Annotated in this window: 10 protein-coding genes; 1 reads left to right on the forward strand and 9 read right to left on the reverse strand. The window is 41.0% G+C overall.

Features of this window, described 5'->3' with window-relative positions:
- Positions 1-6: 6 nt before the first annotated feature.
- The 4 genes from H9565_RS11330 to H9565_RS11345 all read right to left on the reverse strand — a co-directional run bounded on the left by H9565_RS11330 (position 7) and on the right by H9565_RS11345 (position 9040).
- Positions 7-2298: an FAD-dependent oxidoreductase gene (locus H9565_RS11330; protein WP_215439706.1), complete on the reverse strand. Its 2292-nt coding sequence runs from the start codon at positions 2296-2298 to the stop codon at positions 7-9.
- 40 nt (positions 2299-2338) lie between these two features.
- Positions 2339-3910 carry a sodium:solute symporter family protein gene (locus H9565_RS11335; protein ID WP_246560543.1) on the reverse strand — a complete coding sequence of 524 codons (1572 nt, stop codon included), beginning with the start codon at positions 3908-3910 and terminating at the stop codon, positions 2339-2341.
- 198 nt (positions 3911-4108) lie between these two features.
- Positions 4109-5914, reverse strand: a complete 1806-nt coding sequence (locus H9565_RS11340) for a RagB/SusD family nutrient uptake outer membrane protein (RefSeq protein WP_215439710.1) — start codon at positions 5912-5914, stop codon at positions 4109-4111.
- Between the two features lie 18 nt (positions 5915-5932).
- Entirely contained in the window at positions 5933-9040 is a 3108-nt protein-coding gene (locus tag H9565_RS11345; RefSeq protein ID WP_215439711.1) for a SusC/RagA family TonB-linked outer membrane protein, read from the reverse strand.
- 371 nt (positions 9041-9411) lie between these two features.
- On the opposite strand from H9565_RS11345, the gene H9565_RS11350 reads away from it, so the two are divergent.
- On the forward strand, positions 9412-10428 hold the full coding sequence (locus tag H9565_RS11350) for a GntR family transcriptional regulator (RefSeq protein ID WP_215439712.1): 1017 nt from the start codon (positions 9412-9414) through the stop codon (positions 10426-10428).
- Between the two features lie 5 nt (positions 10429-10433).
- Here the strand turns inward: H9565_RS11350 and H9565_RS11355 are convergent, their stop codons facing one another.
- From H9565_RS11355 to H9565_RS11375, 5 genes are all read right to left on the reverse strand, one after another.
- Entirely contained in the window at positions 10434-11876 is a 1443-nt protein-coding gene (locus H9565_RS11355) for a carbon starvation CstA family protein (protein WP_215439713.1), read from the reverse strand.
- A gap of 25 nt (positions 11877-11901) precedes the next feature.
- A complete protein-coding gene (locus H9565_RS11360) occupies positions 11902-13020 on the reverse strand; it encodes a hypothetical protein (RefSeq protein WP_215439714.1) in 1119 nt (372 codons plus the stop codon).
- Positions 13017-14810, reverse strand: a complete 1794-nt coding sequence (locus H9565_RS11365; protein WP_215439715.1) for an FAD-dependent oxidoreductase — start codon at positions 14808-14810, stop codon at positions 13017-13019. Before H9565_RS11365 ends, H9565_RS11360 begins: the two co-directional genes overlap by 4 nt.
- Positions 14811-15021: 211 nt before the next feature.
- Complete coding sequence (locus tag H9565_RS11370; RefSeq protein ID WP_215439716.1) at positions 15022-17937, reverse strand: glycoside hydrolase family 2 protein; 2916 nt, start codon at positions 17935-17937, stop codon at positions 15022-15024.
- Between the two features lie 36 nt (positions 17938-17973).
- Positions 17974-20199, reverse strand: coding sequence for a DUF7133 domain-containing protein (locus tag H9565_RS11375; RefSeq protein ID WP_215439717.1), 2226 nt, complete (start codon positions 20197-20199; stop codon positions 17974-17976).
- Between the last annotated feature and the right edge of the window lie 122 nt (positions 20200-20321).

Genomic DNA, 20321 nt, shown 5'->3' on the forward strand with positions numbered 1-20321 from the left:
ATGGAATTAGTTGTAAACCGATATTTTGAAAACAGAAACCGGTATGTGAGCTTCTTTTTTGTTGAACTCAAAGACCAATGAATTGGTGGAAATAGCTTCATCCAATTCAATGGTATTTATGGCCTGATGGTTTCCAGTGACTTCCTTTAGGAGATTTCCGGAAGCATCTTTAACGGTATAATCGGCCACTACAAAAGGAATAACGTCTTCTGGATGCCCCATAAGCGTAGTTTCCAAAGCGTGGTCATAATCGCAGTCAAAAAAGAGTTTTACGGTTTTAATAGCAACATTATCGTCCCATTTTAGGCGTAATGTGGGTTTTTCGTCCTCAATTTTGGCAACCCATGCATTGGTGTTTCCGTTTGAATTGGGCCTGACTTCTCCGTTTTTAATATTATCTACCTCAAAAATGGGCAAATTCTTTGTCATCTGAAGGGCAATATTTTTTCCTTTAGGACGTCGCTCAGGAGTCCAGAACTCAAAACTATCGATATTAATATCCGCTGGAGGGTCTTGTCTTCCAAAATTGGACACCGCTTTGTTTATTTTATTTTCAACGGTCATTAAGCCTGTAATGCGCTCATCTGACAGACGTACTTTCACCTTTTCATTTTTCAAAAGACAGAAGAAAGAGTAGTGGTCCTGCGTTTGTGTCCTTGAAGTTGAAAAAGTAATTTTCTGTTTTCCTTTAGTTAAATTGACCTCCTTTTTATCAATGATTACATCTGGTGTAAAATGGGTACAGGCTGAACTGCTCTTAAGTTGAATTTCCAAGGTGGTGGCTTCTAAAGCATCTACTTCAAATTCAAAGCTATAGGTTTCATTAGCCTTAAGAGGAACCATTTGGGCCAACCCAAATTTTAATACCTGCCAATCATCTGAAGCGGCAAAGCCTGAAAATGCTAAAGTAGAACTAGCCTCTATGTTGGCTTTAACTGCTAAGTCTTTGGTATCTTTTAAGGATAACCGGGGAATACTTTGCCCGTTTCTGTTCAAGGCCAGTTGTAGTGTTTCAATTTTGTCCTTGGAAGCTATATCCCTTGGTAATAATCCTTCATTTGTACAAATCACGGCAGCTTCACCTACTGCTTGCGCCCCGTGTGCACAGGTAAGCATTACCCTTGAAGAACCAAAGGCAACATGACTGGCGCTTATAATCCTGCCAGCAAGAAAAAGGTTGTCTATGTTTTTAGAGTAATAACAACGATAAGGAATGGAATATACGCCTTTGCCATGCCATTGCGTACATGAGTTGTGTTTACTGTAAATACCATCGGCGGGATGCAAATCCATGGCCCAACCCCCAAAAGAAACCGCATCATAATAATCACGTTGTTCCACAATGTCTTTTTGGGTAAGCATAAAATCGCCTTCAAAACGGCGACTTTCCCGCTTACCGGGAATAGTTCCTACCCATTCTAAGGTAAGGTTTGCGGCTTCGGGATATTTACCGCTGTTCTTTACGTAGTCCCAAATACCATAGACCACTTTCCAAAGTTCAAATTTTATGTCCTCGGATTGGTGAATGGTGTCCAAACGTCCACCGTGCTCTACCCACCATAATTTACAACCATGGTCACCCAATTGAAAGTTCTTGATTCGCGGTAGTTCATCTGCATTTTTTATAGCAAAAGAGGGCGCGGTGTAGGATATAGGTTTACCTACGTCTTTGGTGTAAAAGTAAAGCGAATGCCCTAAAAGATTACCATAATCCTCAATGTTAGGAGCAAAACCTTCATCAAATTCTTCTCGGGTTTCGGCACCCATACGGAATGAAGCTCCTGCCATAAAAGCAACAATGCCATCTCCGGAAGCATCACAAAATAGAGGGGCTTTTGCTGTGTAGGTGGTGGAGTTTTGGCTACAAAAAGCGGTAACCGCTTTTATCTTTTCATCATCACCTTTTTCAACATCATACACGGCTGTATTCAGCAATAAAGTAATGTTTTTTTCTTCGTATACTTTTTCGAGTAGTACGGTGTCAAAAATTAGAGGATTCCCTTCCTTGTTCCGTTTAAGGTTATCCAAAAGAATTTCATTGATCAACCCACCTTCTCGGCTCCATCGGTTATTGTTTCCCATATGAGAGGTGGCCCCCAAACTCCAAAGACGAACTTCAGAAGAGGCGTTGCCCCCAAGTACAGGACGATCTTGAAGAAGTATTACTTTTAGACCCGAACGGGCAGCCGTAATTGCGGCACAGACACCTGAAAGACCGCCTCCAACTACAACAAGGCCTCCTTGTAGAGGTACGGTTTTAGTGATTCTTTTTTGGGAACTATAGGCTTCTGAAATCATATAATGTAATTTGTACTTTAGTGTTTAGATTGGGTATTTTTTATTTGGAACGTGCTGTAGTGGTCTTAAAGATGATATAACTACCTAGTAATAAGACTAAGGTTCCCATGCCCCCTACCAAGAGTGCACCAGTTTTAGCAATGAACGATAAGATTAAAATCATTAGACCTGTTAGCGCCACACCAATGCCGATGACGCGCGTTCCTTTTTTGTTTCCGGCAGATGCTTCTTCTTCCGTCTCGGAATTTTTTTCAGCTACTATAAGTTGATAGTTATCATATTGTTCGGTCTCTTTTTTCTGGGTACGTGCATATATTTCAAATGCTGCTAAGAGTATTACGGGAATACCCATGCCAAACCCCATTTCTTGGGCCCTGTTAAACGAAAAGTTAAGAAGGGTAGGGGCTAAAAATTTAAAAAAGGCATTGATGGCCAAGGTAATGACCGTAACAATTAAAGCGCTTTTTCCAGTCTGGTATTTACTGAACAAGGCCCACATAGGAGGTAAGAACATGGCTCCTCCCGTAATGGCTGCCAAGCTCATGACTACTTCAACAATACCTCCCATATATGGAACGAGAAGAGCAATGATAATAGTAAGTATACCTAACAATATGGTAGCGGTCCTACCTACTTTTACCAATTTATCTCCGTCCGCGTTGGGTCTAAAATGTTTGTAAACATCATTGGCCAAAACACCTGCCGAGATATTTAAGGTTGTGTTTACAGAGCTTGAGGTGGCAAAAATCATTCCGCCTAACATTAAACCTAGCATTCCAACAGGCAGTACTTCCTTGCACATTAATAAATAAGCTCCTTCATCTGCCAAGCCACCTAGTTCCGGATTAAGGATTCTATAGGCCATTGGAGGTAACATCCAAATTAAGGGACTGACCAAGTAGAGACCACCAAAAAGCCATCCCACTTTTTTAGCATCCTTAGGAGTGGCAACACTTGTATAGCGTTGAACATAGGCCCAGTTACCAGCAATAAAGAAAAGGTTGTATAAGCCAAAGGCAATCATAAAGCCCCAAGTATATTCCTCGTTAACCAAATTGAAAAAATTCTCGGGTGCTTTTGAAACAAAGTTGTCTATACCTCCAATTTTGTCCAGCGAAAGCGGAACCACGATTAAAACAGCTGCAGTAAGCACCACAAACTGTAGAACGTCCGTAACGATTACCGCCCACAGACCACCAACAGCTGTGTAAATCAAGATTAGGATACCAAGCGCAATAATGCTGGTGTGGATGGGGAAACCTGTAGATACCTCCACAATCTTAGCTACCGGATACAGGAAAGCACCGGTGGTAAAGATGGATATCAATAAAAACAGATAGGTGTAAATTTTTTGTGTATTGTAACCTAAACGGTCCGTAATGAATTCGGCCGCGGTAAGTGCTTTTGTTTTTTGCCATTTAGGGGCAATGAAAAAGCCGATAAGCACGCCGGCAATGCACATAGTGGTCTGTATGGTAATGGCTACCCAACCACTGGAATAGGCTATGGAGCCCCATACGACAAAAGTACCTGCCGAAAAGAAACTCATAAAGAGCGAAAGGCCGCTCATCCACCAGGGTAGTGCTCCCCCTGCCGCAAAAAAAGATTTCATGTTTTTACCGGATTTAGAAAAACTTAATCCGCATACAAATACAAGCAGTGTAAAAAGTAATATTACCGTGATATCTATTTTGCCCATTCTTGTTTTTATGAATATACTATTATTCTTGTTTTTGTATTGAATAAATAGGGGATAAACTTGTACCCCCTATTTTTAAAAAACTAACAAAAACAAACTCAAAATTCTCTTCTAATAACCGGGGTTTTGTGTTACAATATTTTCGGTAGCATCAATTTCGGCTTGTGGTATAGGCCATAAGTAATGTTTTCCAGCATCAAATACCCTCTTTTCCAGTTCCCTATAGTCCAAGTTTCCTAGTTCAACCCTAGGTTGGGTGGGCGCACCGGTGTAATCTATATGACCGTCATCATCAATATTTGGTACGAAACCTAAATCTCCTATTTTGCTAAATCCGTTTGCGGGACCGCCCAAAAGTGTTGTGTTCAATACTTTTTCGGCAATTCTCCATCGTTTAATATCAAACAATCTTAAGCCCTCATCGGCAAACTCAACTTTACGTTCCCTTCTAACAATTTTTCTAAGCTCTGCCTGATCGGTAGTGGATACAGCCGGAAAAGGCACCTCACTATTGGTATACGCTCTTTCGCGTACTGCATTAATAGCGTTCAGAACACTACCGTCTATGGAGCCACCTTCAATTTTTGCTTCGGCATAATTAAGAAGAACTTCGGCATATCTCAATAAATAAATGGTCTGCTCGGATTGTAACGGACTTGGTCCACCGGACAAAGAACCCAATAGTCTTGGGGCATCCGAGAATTTTTTCCAGAAATAACCACTGAAAGCGGTAAAACGGTTAGCACCTCCGGTAACGTATTCCGTACCGTCATAGGGGTCTACTATGGCTCGCCCTGCTGGGTTGGCAGAATTTGGGTTGAATACACGCTCTACTTTAACACCGTCCTCTATTCGCCATGTGGCAATACTATCACTATGTTGTTGAATAATATGGCCTGTCCAAACTCTGTTGGGTAGGGCGATAGTTGCTTCCAATCTTGGATCTCGATTTTCAAACGGATTGGCAGGGTCGTATTCCGGGTCCTCATCAATAGGTAGTCCGTTTATGGTCTCATAACTGTCTACCGTTTGTTGAGCAGGTACTAGTTGGCACCATCCGCCAAATCTACTGCCTTGTCTTTGTGATAGGCCGTGGGTTTTTGTTCCGTTTATATAAGAAAGGTCGAATAAAACTTCGGACGAACCTACACCGGCATCTGTAAATAATGCCTCGTAATCTGGGTACAATGAAGGCGTTTCAGGCGAATTCATGACTTTAAGAGCGGCACTTTCCGCTAATTCATAATCCTCATTATAGAGTGCGATACGTGAAATAAGTGCGTTTGCCGCGTTTGCCGATGCACGACCTCTCTCCGTAGCCGGTTGCGTAGGAGGGAGTATGGCAGCAGCTTCCTGCAAATCAGATATAATACTTGCTACAATTTCAGCTTTTGGAGTTCTGGCTACTATTTCTAGTTCTTCCAAAGAAGTTACTTCAGTTCTAAAAGGAACGTCTCCGTAAAGTTCCGTTAGGTAACTATAGAAAAGCGAACGTAGAAAAAGGGCTTCCGCCTTAATTTGCTCAAAACGGTTAGGATCCGATGCATCTACTGCTTTGTCCATATTGGTCAATAGGTTGTTGGCGCGTTGCACTCCCGTATAGAAATTATTCCAAAAACCATTTACAAGGCCTTCAGTAGATGTGAGCCCTCCTGTAGTTGCCGCAATGGTTCCGCCCACATTACCTCTATTGAAAGCGTAATCTGTGGTATGATCCAATAATTGCGGAAAAGGAACCGCATTTACATAATTTAATTGCTCGTAAACTCCGGTAAGGGCAACCTCAAGTTGCGCTTCCGTTCTAAAGAAGGTTGCATCGGTAGGGCTTCCGGGGTCTTCCAGATTAAGAACATTGTCTTCACAGGACCCTAAAATCAGAAGGCCCACGCTTAAGATGATATATTTTATATTTTTCATTGTATTGTAGTTATGCTGTTAGAATGTTACGTTTAGCCCCATGGTAAAAACCTTGGTTACGGGATAAAAATCTCCTGAAGAAAATTGGGGTGTTAAAGGATCTATTCCTTCTGGCATGTTGTCCCAAGTGGCCAAGTTTTGCCCGGAGACATATATTCTAGCATTTGTAATGCTGAACTTATCAACGAAATCTCTAGGAAGTTTGTAGCCCAGAGTTACGTTTCTTAATCGTACATAAGAAGCATCGTGCATCCAGGTTTCGTTTACACGCCAGTTAGGGTGTGAACTTCCAGGTGTTAACCTTGGGTATTCTGCACCTGTATTGTTCGGAGTCCAGTAATCGCCTTGCCATTCTTGGATTTTACCGGCATTGTAGAAAGCCCAACCGGCATCACCTTGCAATACTACATCACGCCCTCCTGCCCCTAATAGGGAAACGGAAAGGTCTAGACCTTTGTACGCAGAGAAAAGTTCAAGGCCCCAGTTTTTAGTGGTAATGTTACTACCTATAATGGTACGATCATCATTCGTAATCGCTCCATCGGGAACACCGTCCGGTCCTGAAATATCGGCATATTTGATATCTCCTGCCTGAATGGCCCCAAAACCTGGAACAGGTAGGTTACCGTTTAAGTTTCCATCTGTATCAAAATCACTTTCTTGATAAAGTCCGTCTACTTTAAGTCCGTATATAGCACCTATTTCCTCGCCAACTCTATTTATTGTATTTCCAGGAGGTAATTGGTCCAATCCTCCCAAATCTTTGATTTCATTATCAAAACCGGAATAGTTAAGGTTGATGCCATATCTAAAATCTTCCCCTATCATATCGTTCCATCCAATGGAAATGTCATAACCTGTGTTCCATACTTCACCGGCATTTTGAACCGGAGCGTCAAGACCAACGGAAGTAGGAATGGTAACCCCTAACAAAATATCCTTGGTTTTACGTACATAATACTCACCGGTTACTGAAAGTTTACTGTTAAAAAGTTTGGCGTCAAAACCTACGTTTTGGGTTTCTCCTGTTTCCCAACGCAATTGTGAGTTGGCCAATACGGTCTGGGCGCCACCTACAACAGGTGTACCACCTAAAACAGCATTGGCATTACCCAACCCGAACAATGAGGTATATGGGAAATTGACTTCTTGTGCCACGGCAGAACCGTCGGAACCTTGAATTACATCCCCATTATTGTCCGTTTGATTATTGGAATAGATGAACTGGTTGCCTAATTGCCCCCATGAAGCCCTGAATTTTAGAAAATTAAGAGTTTCGCTGTCCTGTAAAAATTTCTCTTCGGAAACTACCCATCCCACGGAAAACGAAGGAAATGTTGCTGAACGGAAACCTTCTGCAAATCGAGAGGAAGCATCCCTTCTTACATTGGCCTCAAGAAGATATTTGTTTTTATAAGAGTAGTTAACTCTACCAAAAACAGATTCTAGACCATTAAGTGTAGAACTACCACTGTTTAATTGTGTATCCGGTAGACCGTTATCCAATCCGCGGAATTCATCTAAAACAAATCCTCTTCTACTTGCCGTCCATATTTCTGAATTGAATTTCAAAAATTCGTAACCACCTAAGACGGATATGTTGTGATCTCCAAATTCCTTGCCCCAATTGGCCACGGCATTGAAGTTATCTTGAAAAGTGGTAAAAGTCTCTTTGAACAAAGAGCTCTCGCCAACGCCACCGCCAACTGTTGTAATGGCAGGTCCGCCAGAACCTTCGTAATAGGTATATCCTGCTCTAAAATCATCTCTGTCCCTGTCAAAAAATTGAGGGGCATAGGTAGCCGAAACGGAGAAATTATTGAAAGGACGGTACGTTACCTTTGCCAACGCCCTAAAGTAATTTGATATAGTTTCGTCCTGAGCGCTAGAATTTGCTAGAGCAATTGGGTTACTTCCTCCAAAACCAGAACCATAGGTTCCGTCATCGTTAAACGCGATAAATAGAGGTTGCAAACGATAAGCCGAACGGGTAAGGTTATTTAGTCTTGCTGGCTGACTTTTTATCTCTCTTCTGAAGTTAAGGTCAAAAGCAAGGTCTAGCTTTTTGTTTATAGCGTAATCTAAATTGAACCTACCATTGTATCTTTTAAAATTAAAGTTGGGCACATTTCCCTCTTGATCGGTATAGGATATGGAACTTGATACTTTTAATTTTTCTGAACCACCACGAACAGAAAGACTGTGGTAATGTTGTAGAGCGGCAGAGTTAAAAAGAAGATCAACCCAATCCGTATCCGGTAAGGCTTCCGTACCTACACCGTTACCTGAACGGTATTGGTTTAAGGTTTCTTCTGAAAATGCTCCTGGCTCTGCACTATTAAAGGCTTCCATATAGCCTAACGCATCCATGAACTTTAAGTTTTGCGCTACGCTTTGGATACCTACATATGTATTATAGGTAGTTGAAATTTTACCTTCTTTACCTCTTTTGGTAGTAATTAGAATAACACCATTGGCAGCACGAGATCCGTAAATTGCCGAAGCCGAAGCATCTTTAAGTACGGAGATGGATTCAATGTCGCTAGGGTCCAGACCGTTAATGTCATCCGGGATACCATCTACCAATATCAAAGGATTGTTTTTAGCCCCGTTTCCTAAGGTACCAACACCACGAATTCTAATTGCGGCACCATCCGCGCCGGGCTGGCCACTAGACTGGGTAGCGGTAAGACCGGGAACAAGACCTGCCAAGGCCTGAGAGGCTTGGGCAACAGGTTGCTTTGCTATTTCTTCCGCTTTTACCGTTTCTACGGAACCGGTTAGATTAACCGCTTTTTGGGTTCCGTAACCAACTACTACAACTTCATCTAGTTGTGAAGCTTCTTCGGCCATAGTTACGTTTAAGGTAGTTTGACCGTTAACCGCTTTTTCCACGGTGCCATAACCAATAGAACTGAAAATAAGGGAGGCATTTTCTGAAATTTCAATGGTAAAATTACCATCAAAATCTGCTACAACACCATTAGTTGTTCCTTTTTCAACAATATTGGCGGCGGGTATGGGGACACCCTGTTCATCACTTACGGTACCTGATACCGTAATTTGTGCCGATATTTCGCAAAGTGCGAAAATCGATAGGAGAAAGAATAAGACTGCTTTTTTCATAAGCTTCGGTTTTTGTTGAGAGGTGAATAGTGAGTTATTTAGTTTAAACCCTACTAGTTTTAAGTCTAGTCTGGTCTAGTCTGTTTAACAAATAAATAACATTATTATATATTTGCCAAATCTTTTTTGCTAAATGTTGAATTTGAAGGGGTAACAAATGATATTCTCTTAAATATCTTGGTATTTCATAAGATTTTTCCTTCTAAAAAAGAGGATGGTAAAAGACTGTTAGGCTGATTTTGTCTAATTTAGAATCTGTAAAATCGATTTTAATTTTGAAAAGTGGGGCGGATTATTAAAAATGAAGCAGCAGAATAGATAATTTTGGTTTTAGTATTTTTGCGTTTTCCCAAATTGACAAGAAAGAACGGATGGTAAAGCTTAGTATAGAAAAGAATTCAAAAAAGCCTAAATATCTTCTGCTAGCAGATAGTATTATTTCGCAAATTGAACAAAAACAACTAGTTCTTGATGAAAGGCTACCCTCAGTAAACAAGCTTTCGGCCCATTTTAACTTTAGCCGTGAAACGGTTTTTAAGGCTTTAAATTACCTTAGTGAGAAAGGCATTGTTCGTGCCGTAGACAAAATAGGCTATTTTGTAAACGACCTTTCCGTAGAGACAGAATTTAAAGTATTCTTTTTACTGGATAAGTTCACACCGTTTAAAGAGGATCTGTACAACTCACTTATTGCAAATTTAGGGGAAAACGTAAAAGTGCGCTTGTATTTTCATCACCAGAATATTGAACTTTTTGCTTCGTTAATATTAGATAACCTTAAGAATTACACCCACTTTGTGGTTACCACCTATATAGATGATGCAAAATCCGTACAAAAGGTATTGAATAAAGTTCCACCGGAAAAGCTGATTGTCCTTGATAAATATGAACCCAATGTAAACGACGGGTATGGTATGGTTTTTCAGGATTTTGAAAATGATATTTTTAATCTGTTAACGGAGCATATCCATTTGGTGAAGAAGTACGAGAGGTTGGTGCTTTTTAATCGTAAAAATGCCCCTCATGGCGATTTTGTACAAAATGGTTTTGAGCGGTTTTGCAGCAAAAACAAGTTTAAAAGCGATGTGTACTTTAATTTTTCTGGCGATTATTTTCAAAAAGGCACCCTTTACATCACCATTGATGCTTACGATAGGGATATGGTAGAGATTATAAAATTGGCCCGAAAATCTAATTGGGAACTGGGTAGGGAGATAGGACTTATTAGTTATAACGATACCAGTACCAAAGAAATACTGGCCGGTGGCATATCTGTAATAAGTACAGATTTTAAGAAAATGGGCGAGGAAGCCGCTAAAATGATTTTGGAAGGCAGACGCGAACATAAGAGTAATGAAACCCAACTTATCTTAAGGGGTTCACTTTAAATCAGTTACATGAGCTGGGCAAAAACTTTCTTTCGCTGTACGGCATAATACCAGAAAAGTAAAGAAATAAGAATAGTGAGAACAGCACCTCCCATATAGGCGATGTTATTCTCCAATTGAAAACCTTCTGGTGCTATAAGAATGTAAGTGGAACAGACCATGGTCATAAACACAGCTGGAATCAGGGTTATCCAATACAGTTTGTTCTCGTAAATTAGATATGCGGTTATCGTCCATAATACCACGGTTGCTAGTGTTTGGTTGCTCCAGGCAAAATAGCGCCATATAATACCAAAATCCATCTGGGTAAGCGCAAAAGCTACTATAAACAGCGGAATACTGATGTAGAGTCGGTTTTTAATTTTCTTTTGGTCCGTTTTGAAAATATCGGACAGAATGAGTCGCGCCGAACGGAAAGCGGTATCGCCCGAAGTAATTGGAGCTGCAACAATACCCAGTAGTGCCAATACGCCACCTACTTTGCCCAACATGTTCATTGATATTTCATTGGCCGCCCATGCCGCATTGTTCCCATTGGCTAACATGGCATCGTTAAGTCCGCCAACATCACCAAAAAAGGTCATAGCGGCAGCGGCCCATATAAGGGCAACTACGCCTTCGGTAATCATTGTGCCAAAGAATATACTTCTTCCCAATTTTTCGTTTTGCATACAACGTGCCATTAAAGGTGATTGGGTAGCATGAAATCCGGATATAGCGCCGCAGGCAATGGTCACAAAGAGAATAGGGAACAGGGGCGTGGCTTCGGGGTCGGAAGTCATATTGGTTAGATTGGCCGGTACCAGTTCTGGAATGGCATAATCACCAAAGAACAATGCAATTACCAGCCCAAGGGCCATAAGAAGCATAGCTATTCCAAAAACAGGGTAGATTTTACCGATCATTTTATCTATGGGCAAAAGCGTGGATAGAATATAATAGGCGAGGATTATACCGACCCAAATCCATAAGTTCCACATATTGCCTGTCATACCATCAATAATCTTGGCCGGCCCCATGAGGAATACCGTACCCACAAAAATGAGTAGAATAACAGTGAAAAAACGCATCAGGTGTTTCATTTTTGGTCCTAGATAGATACCAACAATTTCGCTAATGCTCAGTCCGTTATGGCGTACGGATAACATACCTGAAAAATAATCGTGAACGGCACCGGCAAAAATACTGCCCAATACAATCCATAAAAATGCGGCAGGACCGAACATGGCACCGGCAATTGCCCCAAAAATTGGGCCTAAGCCTGCTATATTTAAAAATTGAATGAGGAATATACGCCAAGCGGGTAGGGGCATGAAATCAATATCGTCCCGGAGCCTAACTGCAGGTGTTTCTCTCTTTGTGTCTGCACCAAAAATTTTCTCTACTAGTTTTCCGTAGGTATAATACCCTAGTACCAACACAAGAACAGAAATAATAAACGAAATCATAAAATGTAGATTTTATTTGGTGCGATTAGCTATTGTCTTCCAAAAACTGAGCAACAAGATATGCATTCTTCTCTTTGGTAGATGCTGCAAACCGTTCTAGATTTTTTAGAATATCCGGTGAAATTTTCTTTTTACTTTCAAGATTCCCCAAATATTTAAGTAGTTGATTCTTAGTTAGCACCCCTAATTGTGTGGAAATATCCTTTATGGTCGTATCCGAAGCAAAATCTATATGTTGTAGCAAAAGGCTTCGGGTGTTGATGTCAATATGAGGGAGTGCATCCCAAAAAGGTTGCATGGTAGAGGGCGACTGTGAAAAGGAATCCGATAAATTTTTAATAATGTATGATCGAACCAATGGAATACCGGATTTAAAGAGTTCCGATATTCTTGAAAATTGAGCTTTATATTGTTCTTGATTTAAATTTTCCAGGGCATACATTTGATAATTGGTATGGTCACTATTCAGCATACGAACCAACATACTTTCATTTTGTTGTTGAACGGTATGGGCCTTAATTTGCTCCTTAATTTTACCATGAACCAAGTGCCAGGCTACGTAGCAGGAATAGAGGGCTCCCGAAACAACGGATTCTTTTACCTCTTTTACAGTAGCACCGGACAGGGCATCTACACCCTCTATTTTTGAAGGTTTAGGTTTGGTAACCAACTCATCTATAGCTCTTCTTTTTAAGATAGAATTGTGGTCTTTCAACAAATCGTGAAGTTTCCAATAATCGGAGAAGAGGAACTCATCATGATCATGTTTGGTTAAGGGTTCTTGGGGAGAACGGTCAAAACCGGCATAATCACCTAAAAGTGTCCAATACAAGGTAATGTGCATGAACTTGCAATCTCCATCTGCACAAACCGGTGTAATAATATTGGAGGCGTACAGGACAGGTGCTCCCGCATTATCCCTAAATAGGTTTACTTTTTGGGCTCCCACGGAATCGGTAACAATTTCCAATGGAGTTTCCAAAATGTAAAGAGCCGTATTGGGTTTCCAATCCAAGACAAAAAATTCTGGACTAGCTTTTAAAACGGTTTTATCAGAGGTATTGGGCAATGCAATAGCCGACCCAAATTGTGCTTTACATAAGTGGGTAAAAAGTAACAGGAGGACTAATGCAATGGGTCTCATTTTTTAGAAGTAGGAATTTTTTCATATTTCTGATCTTCTATCAAATTTAAATACTCTTCTAGATATCCGGTATAAATTTCACGGGGCATAACTTCGTATTTTTTACAAAGCGAGGCAGCATAACCTACGGCAGCACCCATTTGTCCGGTAGTGAGCATAACCCTTGGACCTCCAAGCCCAGCGTGTGAGCAACTGAAATTACGCCCGGCCATAAACAGGTTCTTAATGTTTTTGGAGTATAGACTTCTATAGGGAATATAGTACTGGGGACCTCTGTAGAATAAAGCTTCCGAAATAAAATCAGGATTGCTCTCATCCTCAAGAACGGTTTGGTAATGCACATCTACGGCTCTTTTTTCTATAACTACGCCATCTGGGAATTTTCTTCCTTCTTTGGCATCGTTAAAAGTAAAAATGTGGTCGCCTACTAATCTTCTGGATTCTCGTTTTCCTACCAAATACGAAACCCACTCCAATTTTCTATTCTTGTTTACGTCGTCTTTTTTGGCATTGGAAAATGAACCATAAATGGCTCGCAACATATGATCCCGTATTTCTTCGGCATCATCAATCTGACTCAAATCGTTTCTACTAAACTCCCACTGCCATTCGCCATTAACTTCAGCATAATCTTTAGATACCGGCATGGCCCAAGGTACTTCTGGAAAACTCTGAGGACTGTCCGTGTCTTTAGATCCCCAAAGTACGGAAGAACCCATAACGGCATTATCCGCTTCTTTTGGGCTCCATAGTTCTCCATGCTCTTCCCAGTATTCTCCATAGGTATCAACGCTTTCACGGCCGTACGAGAACTCGGCACCAGCCCAGAAGCCTATCCAACCATCACCTGTAGAATCTACAAAATAGGGAGCGGTAAACCGTTTTCTTTCTCCCGTAAAAGTTTGTCTTGCATCTACATATTTTACGCTATTTTCTTCAGAAATAGCATCATAAGCACGCCAGTTAAGGAATAAATCTATATTGTCATAACTCTTAACATTTTCATCCCTTTTTTGCTGGTCTATTTTGGACTCGGCTGAACCGTTGGGGTAGTGCTTGGTATCTATTTTCTTTAATATTCGTTCAAAATTACCATAGATACCTAAGGTGTGAACACGAATTTCTTCACTGGCATTCCCTCCTAAAACGGGACGGTCATGGATTAAGGCAACTTTTAGCCCTTGTTCGGCTCCGGCGATGGCCGCTGCACAACCTGCTAGTCCGCCACCCACAACTACCAAGTCATAGGTTTTTAACTCTTTGGGAGCATTAGGCTGGGCCGTAATTTCTTGACGCCAAGCTGCCAACTTTTTTGTGGATGAAGGAGGCGTATCTTTTTTGGTTGAAAAATAAATGGCATCACAACGCCCATTAAAGCCTGTAAGATCTTGTAGTTCAATATGCGTAGCTTGCTTTTTGTTGATTTTGGCCTCACCGGCATATTGCCATCCCCAACCAGAGCGGGTTCCTAAAATGGTATCTAATACCGTTTCGCCGACTTTTAATTGGAATCTTCCCGGAGCTTCCCATTCACCAGGAACCCAATTCATGGTACGTACCCAGACATGATAACTTCCAGATTTTTTAAAGTTTACCTCTGTTGACGCATTTTCTACGGGCTTGCCCATACCATGCGCATTTAGGTAAGGCGAGCCCATTTGCTCTACAAATTGTGGGTCTACTACCCAACCTCCAGGGTTATCAAAACTTTCTGCCTCTACAAGTACGTCTTGCGATAAGCCATAGAACGTGCTAAAGATTACAAATAATAGGGAAAATACATTTTTCATAGTGGTGTTATTAAATCTAGTACGGTCTAGTACGGTTTCGGTAAATATATAAAATTATTTTTAATCTAATTATTTAGTCCGTAATAAGTGATGTTAATATATTTTGATGTGATATTTTGAGTATTTGATAGTGAGGCTGATTGTGCTTACGTATAAAAAAAATCCCCGAGGGTATACCAAGGGGATTTAAAAAATACCTAAAAGGTTGTATCTAGTACCATTCGCTCAACACAAAACTATTGAGCCAAACCGCTTTTCCGTCCAGACCTTTAAAAACAAAACGCACCTTGTTTTTACCATCTGATTCAAAATGGATGTCGGTAGGATGAAATGGTGTAGTCTGCATATTTTCACCTTCGGTAACTATAATATTCCCTTGGGTTGAGGAACCCTTTGTATCGTTTATAGTAACGCTAAGCTCTTTGGCGTACGGAATCTTATAGATTTTATAAGTTGACATTTTTTCTTGATTGGGATCCATACTATCCGTATTGGTCCTAGGAGCATGATGAACTGTATTCAACTTATATTTTCCCTTTTTCAATCCGGAAAATTCTAGGGTAAGTCCTTCTTTTGACATACCTAGGACACCTTCGCCATGTGCAAATCCGTATTTACCAATAACATTTATTTCACCCAACCAACGGGTTGAGCTAGGGTCTTCACTACTTTGAACAGTGGCGGAAAAACCTCCAAACTCTTTAAATTCTTTTGTAGAAGCTTTATTATCCTTGCCGTTCCAAGGCGTCCAATCAAACTGTACGAGTTGTTCCTCTTCGCCTAAATCAACCCGGAGCGTTTCAAAATCATATATGGGTTTGGCATTTGCGGCTATCACATCAAAGTTGGCCCTTACGGTCCCAACCGTTGCAGAGGCTGTTTTTAGTCCTTTGGCCTTAGCTGTTATGACTATATTTCCAGGCGTATTTCCAGCCCTAATCAGAACAGGTGACACCCCATATTCTGTGGGCATAGGGTTGGAGCCTATCCCTTCTTTGTCTCCAATAATTTCGGCATCTCCCCTTACCGAAAATTCAACGGACAGGGCGGCATCAGGAAGTAGGGTCCCGTTTTTATCCACAACTTTGGCGTAGGCTACCAAAATATCGGAACCATCTGCAACAAATTTTCGGCCTTCCGTATCCGGTTCCAGAATAAGCCTATAGGCCGCTTCTGGGGTCTGTTTGGTTTCAGTAACAACCACTTTGCCGTCAAGTAGGCCGTTTGCCGTAAGCTTTCCTTTTTGGAATTCGGAAATGGAAAATACGAAAGGGGCATGTTCTAAATATTTATACTTATCCGCTTTAGAAGGGTGTTGCGTTGTAATGGTTTTTCCATTTACTTTTAATTCTACTTTTTCCGAATTACTGAATACAACTACTTCTTTGGTACCTTCCTTCCATTCGGTATTAATATGTAGATAAGGATAATTGGTTAGTTCTGCAGGATACCAAGCCAAATTTTCTTCTGGACGCGGATAGCGAAAAGCGGTCATAAAACCACCTCGACTTCTATTTTTAGGGGTTTTTGTAGGGTGAAAAGTGTAGTAGGCGTGGGCGGTCCATGATATGAGTCCCAATTTCATTGGGTTGTTCATATATTCATTAACAGCCTCGGGACCACGGCGACCTTCCATTGCCAGCATAGGTTCATCACCACTCCAATAATAGGGGCCGTATACCATTTGCCCGTAAATGTCCGTAAGACCGGAAGTTTGCCAACCTGTCCATCTACTACTTTGCGAAGCAGTGTATCTAAAAGGGTCTTCTTGTTTAATTACGTTATGGGCCCTTGGAACATAACCTCGGTGATTGATACCGGCTCCCCAAATAAAAACAGAGGTATGGTTTCTATGATTTCTGACCATGGCTCTAGCCGATTTTTCATAATTATCAAACCAAGCTTGGTTTCCTATAGACATCCATGTAGGGGCTTCTTCGTAGACCAACATTCCTAATTCATCACAGGCCTCGAGCAAAGAATTGTCATGCGGATAATGTGCGGTACGAACCACGTTCATTCCCAATTTTTTTAATTGAAGTATGTCTTTATAGTGCAATGAGTTGGGCATGGCATCACCTATAAAGCCATAGTGTTGGTGTAAATTGGTGCCAATGAGCTTTAAAGGCTTTCCGTTTAACACGATGCCGTCATGATCGTTCATTTCAATTTTACGGAAACCTGTTTTAACTTCTGCCTGATCTACCGCTTTATCATCTTCAAAAACTAAAGTATGAACACGATACAAATTGGGCTCGTTAATAGACCAAAGCTTTAGGTTATCTTCTATACTTCCTATAAGATTAAACTGAACGTCCGCTCCGCTAGGAATCGTTTTGGTCTGCTTTAACTTTAGGACAACCAAACCTTTATCATCTATGACGCGGTTTAAAACAGTAGTCTTTTTAGGTTCCCCATTTTCATTGCGAACCGTGGTTTTAATGTTAATGGTGGCATTAAGGTTAACCGGGTCTACGGTTGGTGTAGTAATGTATTGACCTGCGTTTTCGGCCTCCCAATTAAATGTAATGTGCAACGGATTGGTTTCTACTAAGTACACATCACGATATAGACCGGCAAACTTAATATAGTCCATAGGTCCTGGGTCCGGAGGAACGTCTTCTCGTTTTCTATTATCGGCCAAAACGGTAACTAGATTTTTCTCTCCTCTATTTACAAAATCGGTAATATCAAAATGAAAAGGTGTGTATCCTCCAACGGCATGCTGACCAATGTGTTTGCCGTTTACCCAAACATCCGTTACTTGGTGGACGCCTTCAAACTCCAGAAATACTTTGGTGTTCGTATTTTTGGATACTTCTATTTCCTTTCGGTACCAACCTACTTTTCTCATGAATGTATCTTGGTACTTATCATCTTGTGCACCGTTGAGGTCCATGGTAGTAAGTTCCAACCCGTGAGGTACGTTAACCGTTTCCCATTTGGAATCGTCCGTTGCCAATGTATAGAAATCAGCTTCGGGGTTGCCCAAATGGAATTTCCATCCTTGGTTAATATTCAACTTGGAACGGTCCGTTTTGGTAAATCCGTCCGGTAAACTGCTTTTTTGCCCCCAAGTTATAGTTGACATTAGTAAAATGCAGAGCGTTAGTTTAAATGTTCTCATAAGATAACAATGTTGTATTTTGAATTAAAGAGGATTTTATTTCTCGTTTTCCAGTTCTTCTATAGTCCAGTAATCCTCGCGATCTTTGTTTTCGTTCCGAACCTTACTAACCTGCCAAGAGCCAATACCTTTAGAATCGTTCAAGTGCATTCTGATGTAAGTCAGTACACTAGCAATATAGTCATCGTCCTGTTGTTTCATGCCCGCCATAACACCGGAATACTCTTTGCCATCAACCGGCCCTGTTAGACCATTAAGAAGAATTTTTACGGGGATATCCCATTTTTTAGCCGTTACTCGCGGAGAACCCACCAATGAAGGGGCCATGCCCTCAATACCCGTTCCGTTAATACCATGGCAAGAAGCGCATAAGTTTTTGAAATGGGTATATCCATTAACAATTCTATTTCGGGTATTGCTACTCTCAAGAACATATTGTTTTTTAATCTGTTCAATTTCTAAGGGAACCTCCTTTAAGCTTTCTTCACCAATACTTGCAATTGCTTCGTTGTTGGGGTTGGCAGCTATAATTTTGGAAATGGTTTCGTTGCCTTTTTTGTCTTTAGTAGACCGTAACGAAAGTACCACCTGCTGTAAGACCTCAGGATTTTTATCGCTTTTTAAAGTTTCAACAGCGTTAAGAACAGTCGTGTCACCAGATGCCAAAAATGGTTCGCTTAAACGTACCGCTGCCATGCGTACCCGGGCATCTTCATCTTGCAAAGCATCCAAAACCAAAGTTTTATCAATAGCATCAAGACCGTCTAGCGTCCAAATGGCATGAAGCCTGCCCAAAGCATAATCCGTATCGCCAAACATTGAACCTATAAAGGGGTCTCCGCCAGTTACAATATCCTTTAAATCCGAAACTATGGATTTGTCCTGCTTAAGTACCAGAAGTTTTTGGGCCGTAAGCCTATACCAACCGTTAGGATGATGCAAGTAATCTACTAGTTCATTAGAGGTTTTGTGTAATAGGTCTTCTTGTTTGGAAGGAGCTATTTCATCATGTACTATTCTGTAAATTCTACCCTTCCCAATATTCTTGTCAAAACCTTTTCGTTCTACCACAGGACGTAAAAAGCTTCCTTTTCTTACCCAGTTCCCTTCTTGAATAATGCCACGGTACATATCTACTACGTATAAGCAACCGTCAGGACCTGTTTGGGTATCTACAGGCCTAAAGTTGGTATCTGTGGATGCCAGGAATTCTGTTTCCCCGTAAGGGTTGGACAATACCTTCTTACCATTAACCATATTTACTTTTGCACGACGAATTAAACGTCCTACGGGCTCAGGAATAAAAAGGTCTCCGTACATGGGCAGTTTGTCTCCCAAGAAGATAGATTGGCCACAACTGGCCGTAAAATGGTTTAAAGTGCCGTCTTCACGCAATCTTCTGAGTCCGCCCTGTACGTCTGGAGTTCCAATGATGGGCCATACTTTCTCAAAACCTTCTTCCCATTTCCCTTCCATTTCCAAGGTGCCGTAATAAGGATGTTGTTGGTAACCTAGAGCGGGAGTTTCCCCACCTGCGCTGGAATAATAAATTTGACCCACTTCATCCTGTGTCATACCCCATTGTCCAGAAGGCGCATCCCTTAACGTATCAATTTCCATTTCACCTTTGGTAAAACGGTACCGTAAGGAACCGTTGGATAAATAAAGATAATTGTCCAAACCCCATATCATGGTAGCGGATTGGTGCTCCAGATTGGCATTGTCCCTTTTGTTGTTTTCAAGCACTAGCTTCTTTTCATCAGCTACGTTATCACCATCGGTATCCCTATAACTATAAAGGCTACGGTTGTAAGTTTCACCAATAAGAACACGGTCATCCAAAGGGAGTATAATCCTAGGGAGAATTAGGCTGTCTACAAAAACAGTGCTTTTGTCCATTTTCCCATCACCATCAATATCCTCAAGAACCGAAACCCTGCTCCATGGCTCGTTTTCATCTGTACCGTCTATGTCTTGCATGTAGGTAATCATTTCAGCAACATAGAGTTTACCATCCGGACCCCAAGCAATTGTTACAGGTTCGTTGATCATAGGCTCACTAGCCACTAGTTCCATATGATAACCTTCGGGTAAATGCATTGTTTTCATACTTTCTTCAGGAGACATAAAAACTACGGGTGGGTCTTTTACCAATTGGGGTTTGGTGTAAATAACATCTGCATAAACAGGTTTCTCTTTTTTGCAACTGCCCAGGATAATCAGAATAAAGGCCGAAATAGCAAAGAAAAAATAACGTCTCATAAAATGGTTTTGAAACTGGTAAAGGAATTTGAACATGTCTTTTTTGGTGTTTGTTTATTTGTCTGTTTTGGTCGAAATGATGTTTTAAAGGTATTGAGTTGTATAGAAATTAATCTATGCTC

Origin of the sequence: Zobellia russellii, assembly GCF_018728565.1 — a bacterium.
Classification (GTDB): domain Bacteria; phylum Bacteroidota; class Bacteroidia; order Flavobacteriales; family Flavobacteriaceae; genus Zobellia; species Zobellia russellii.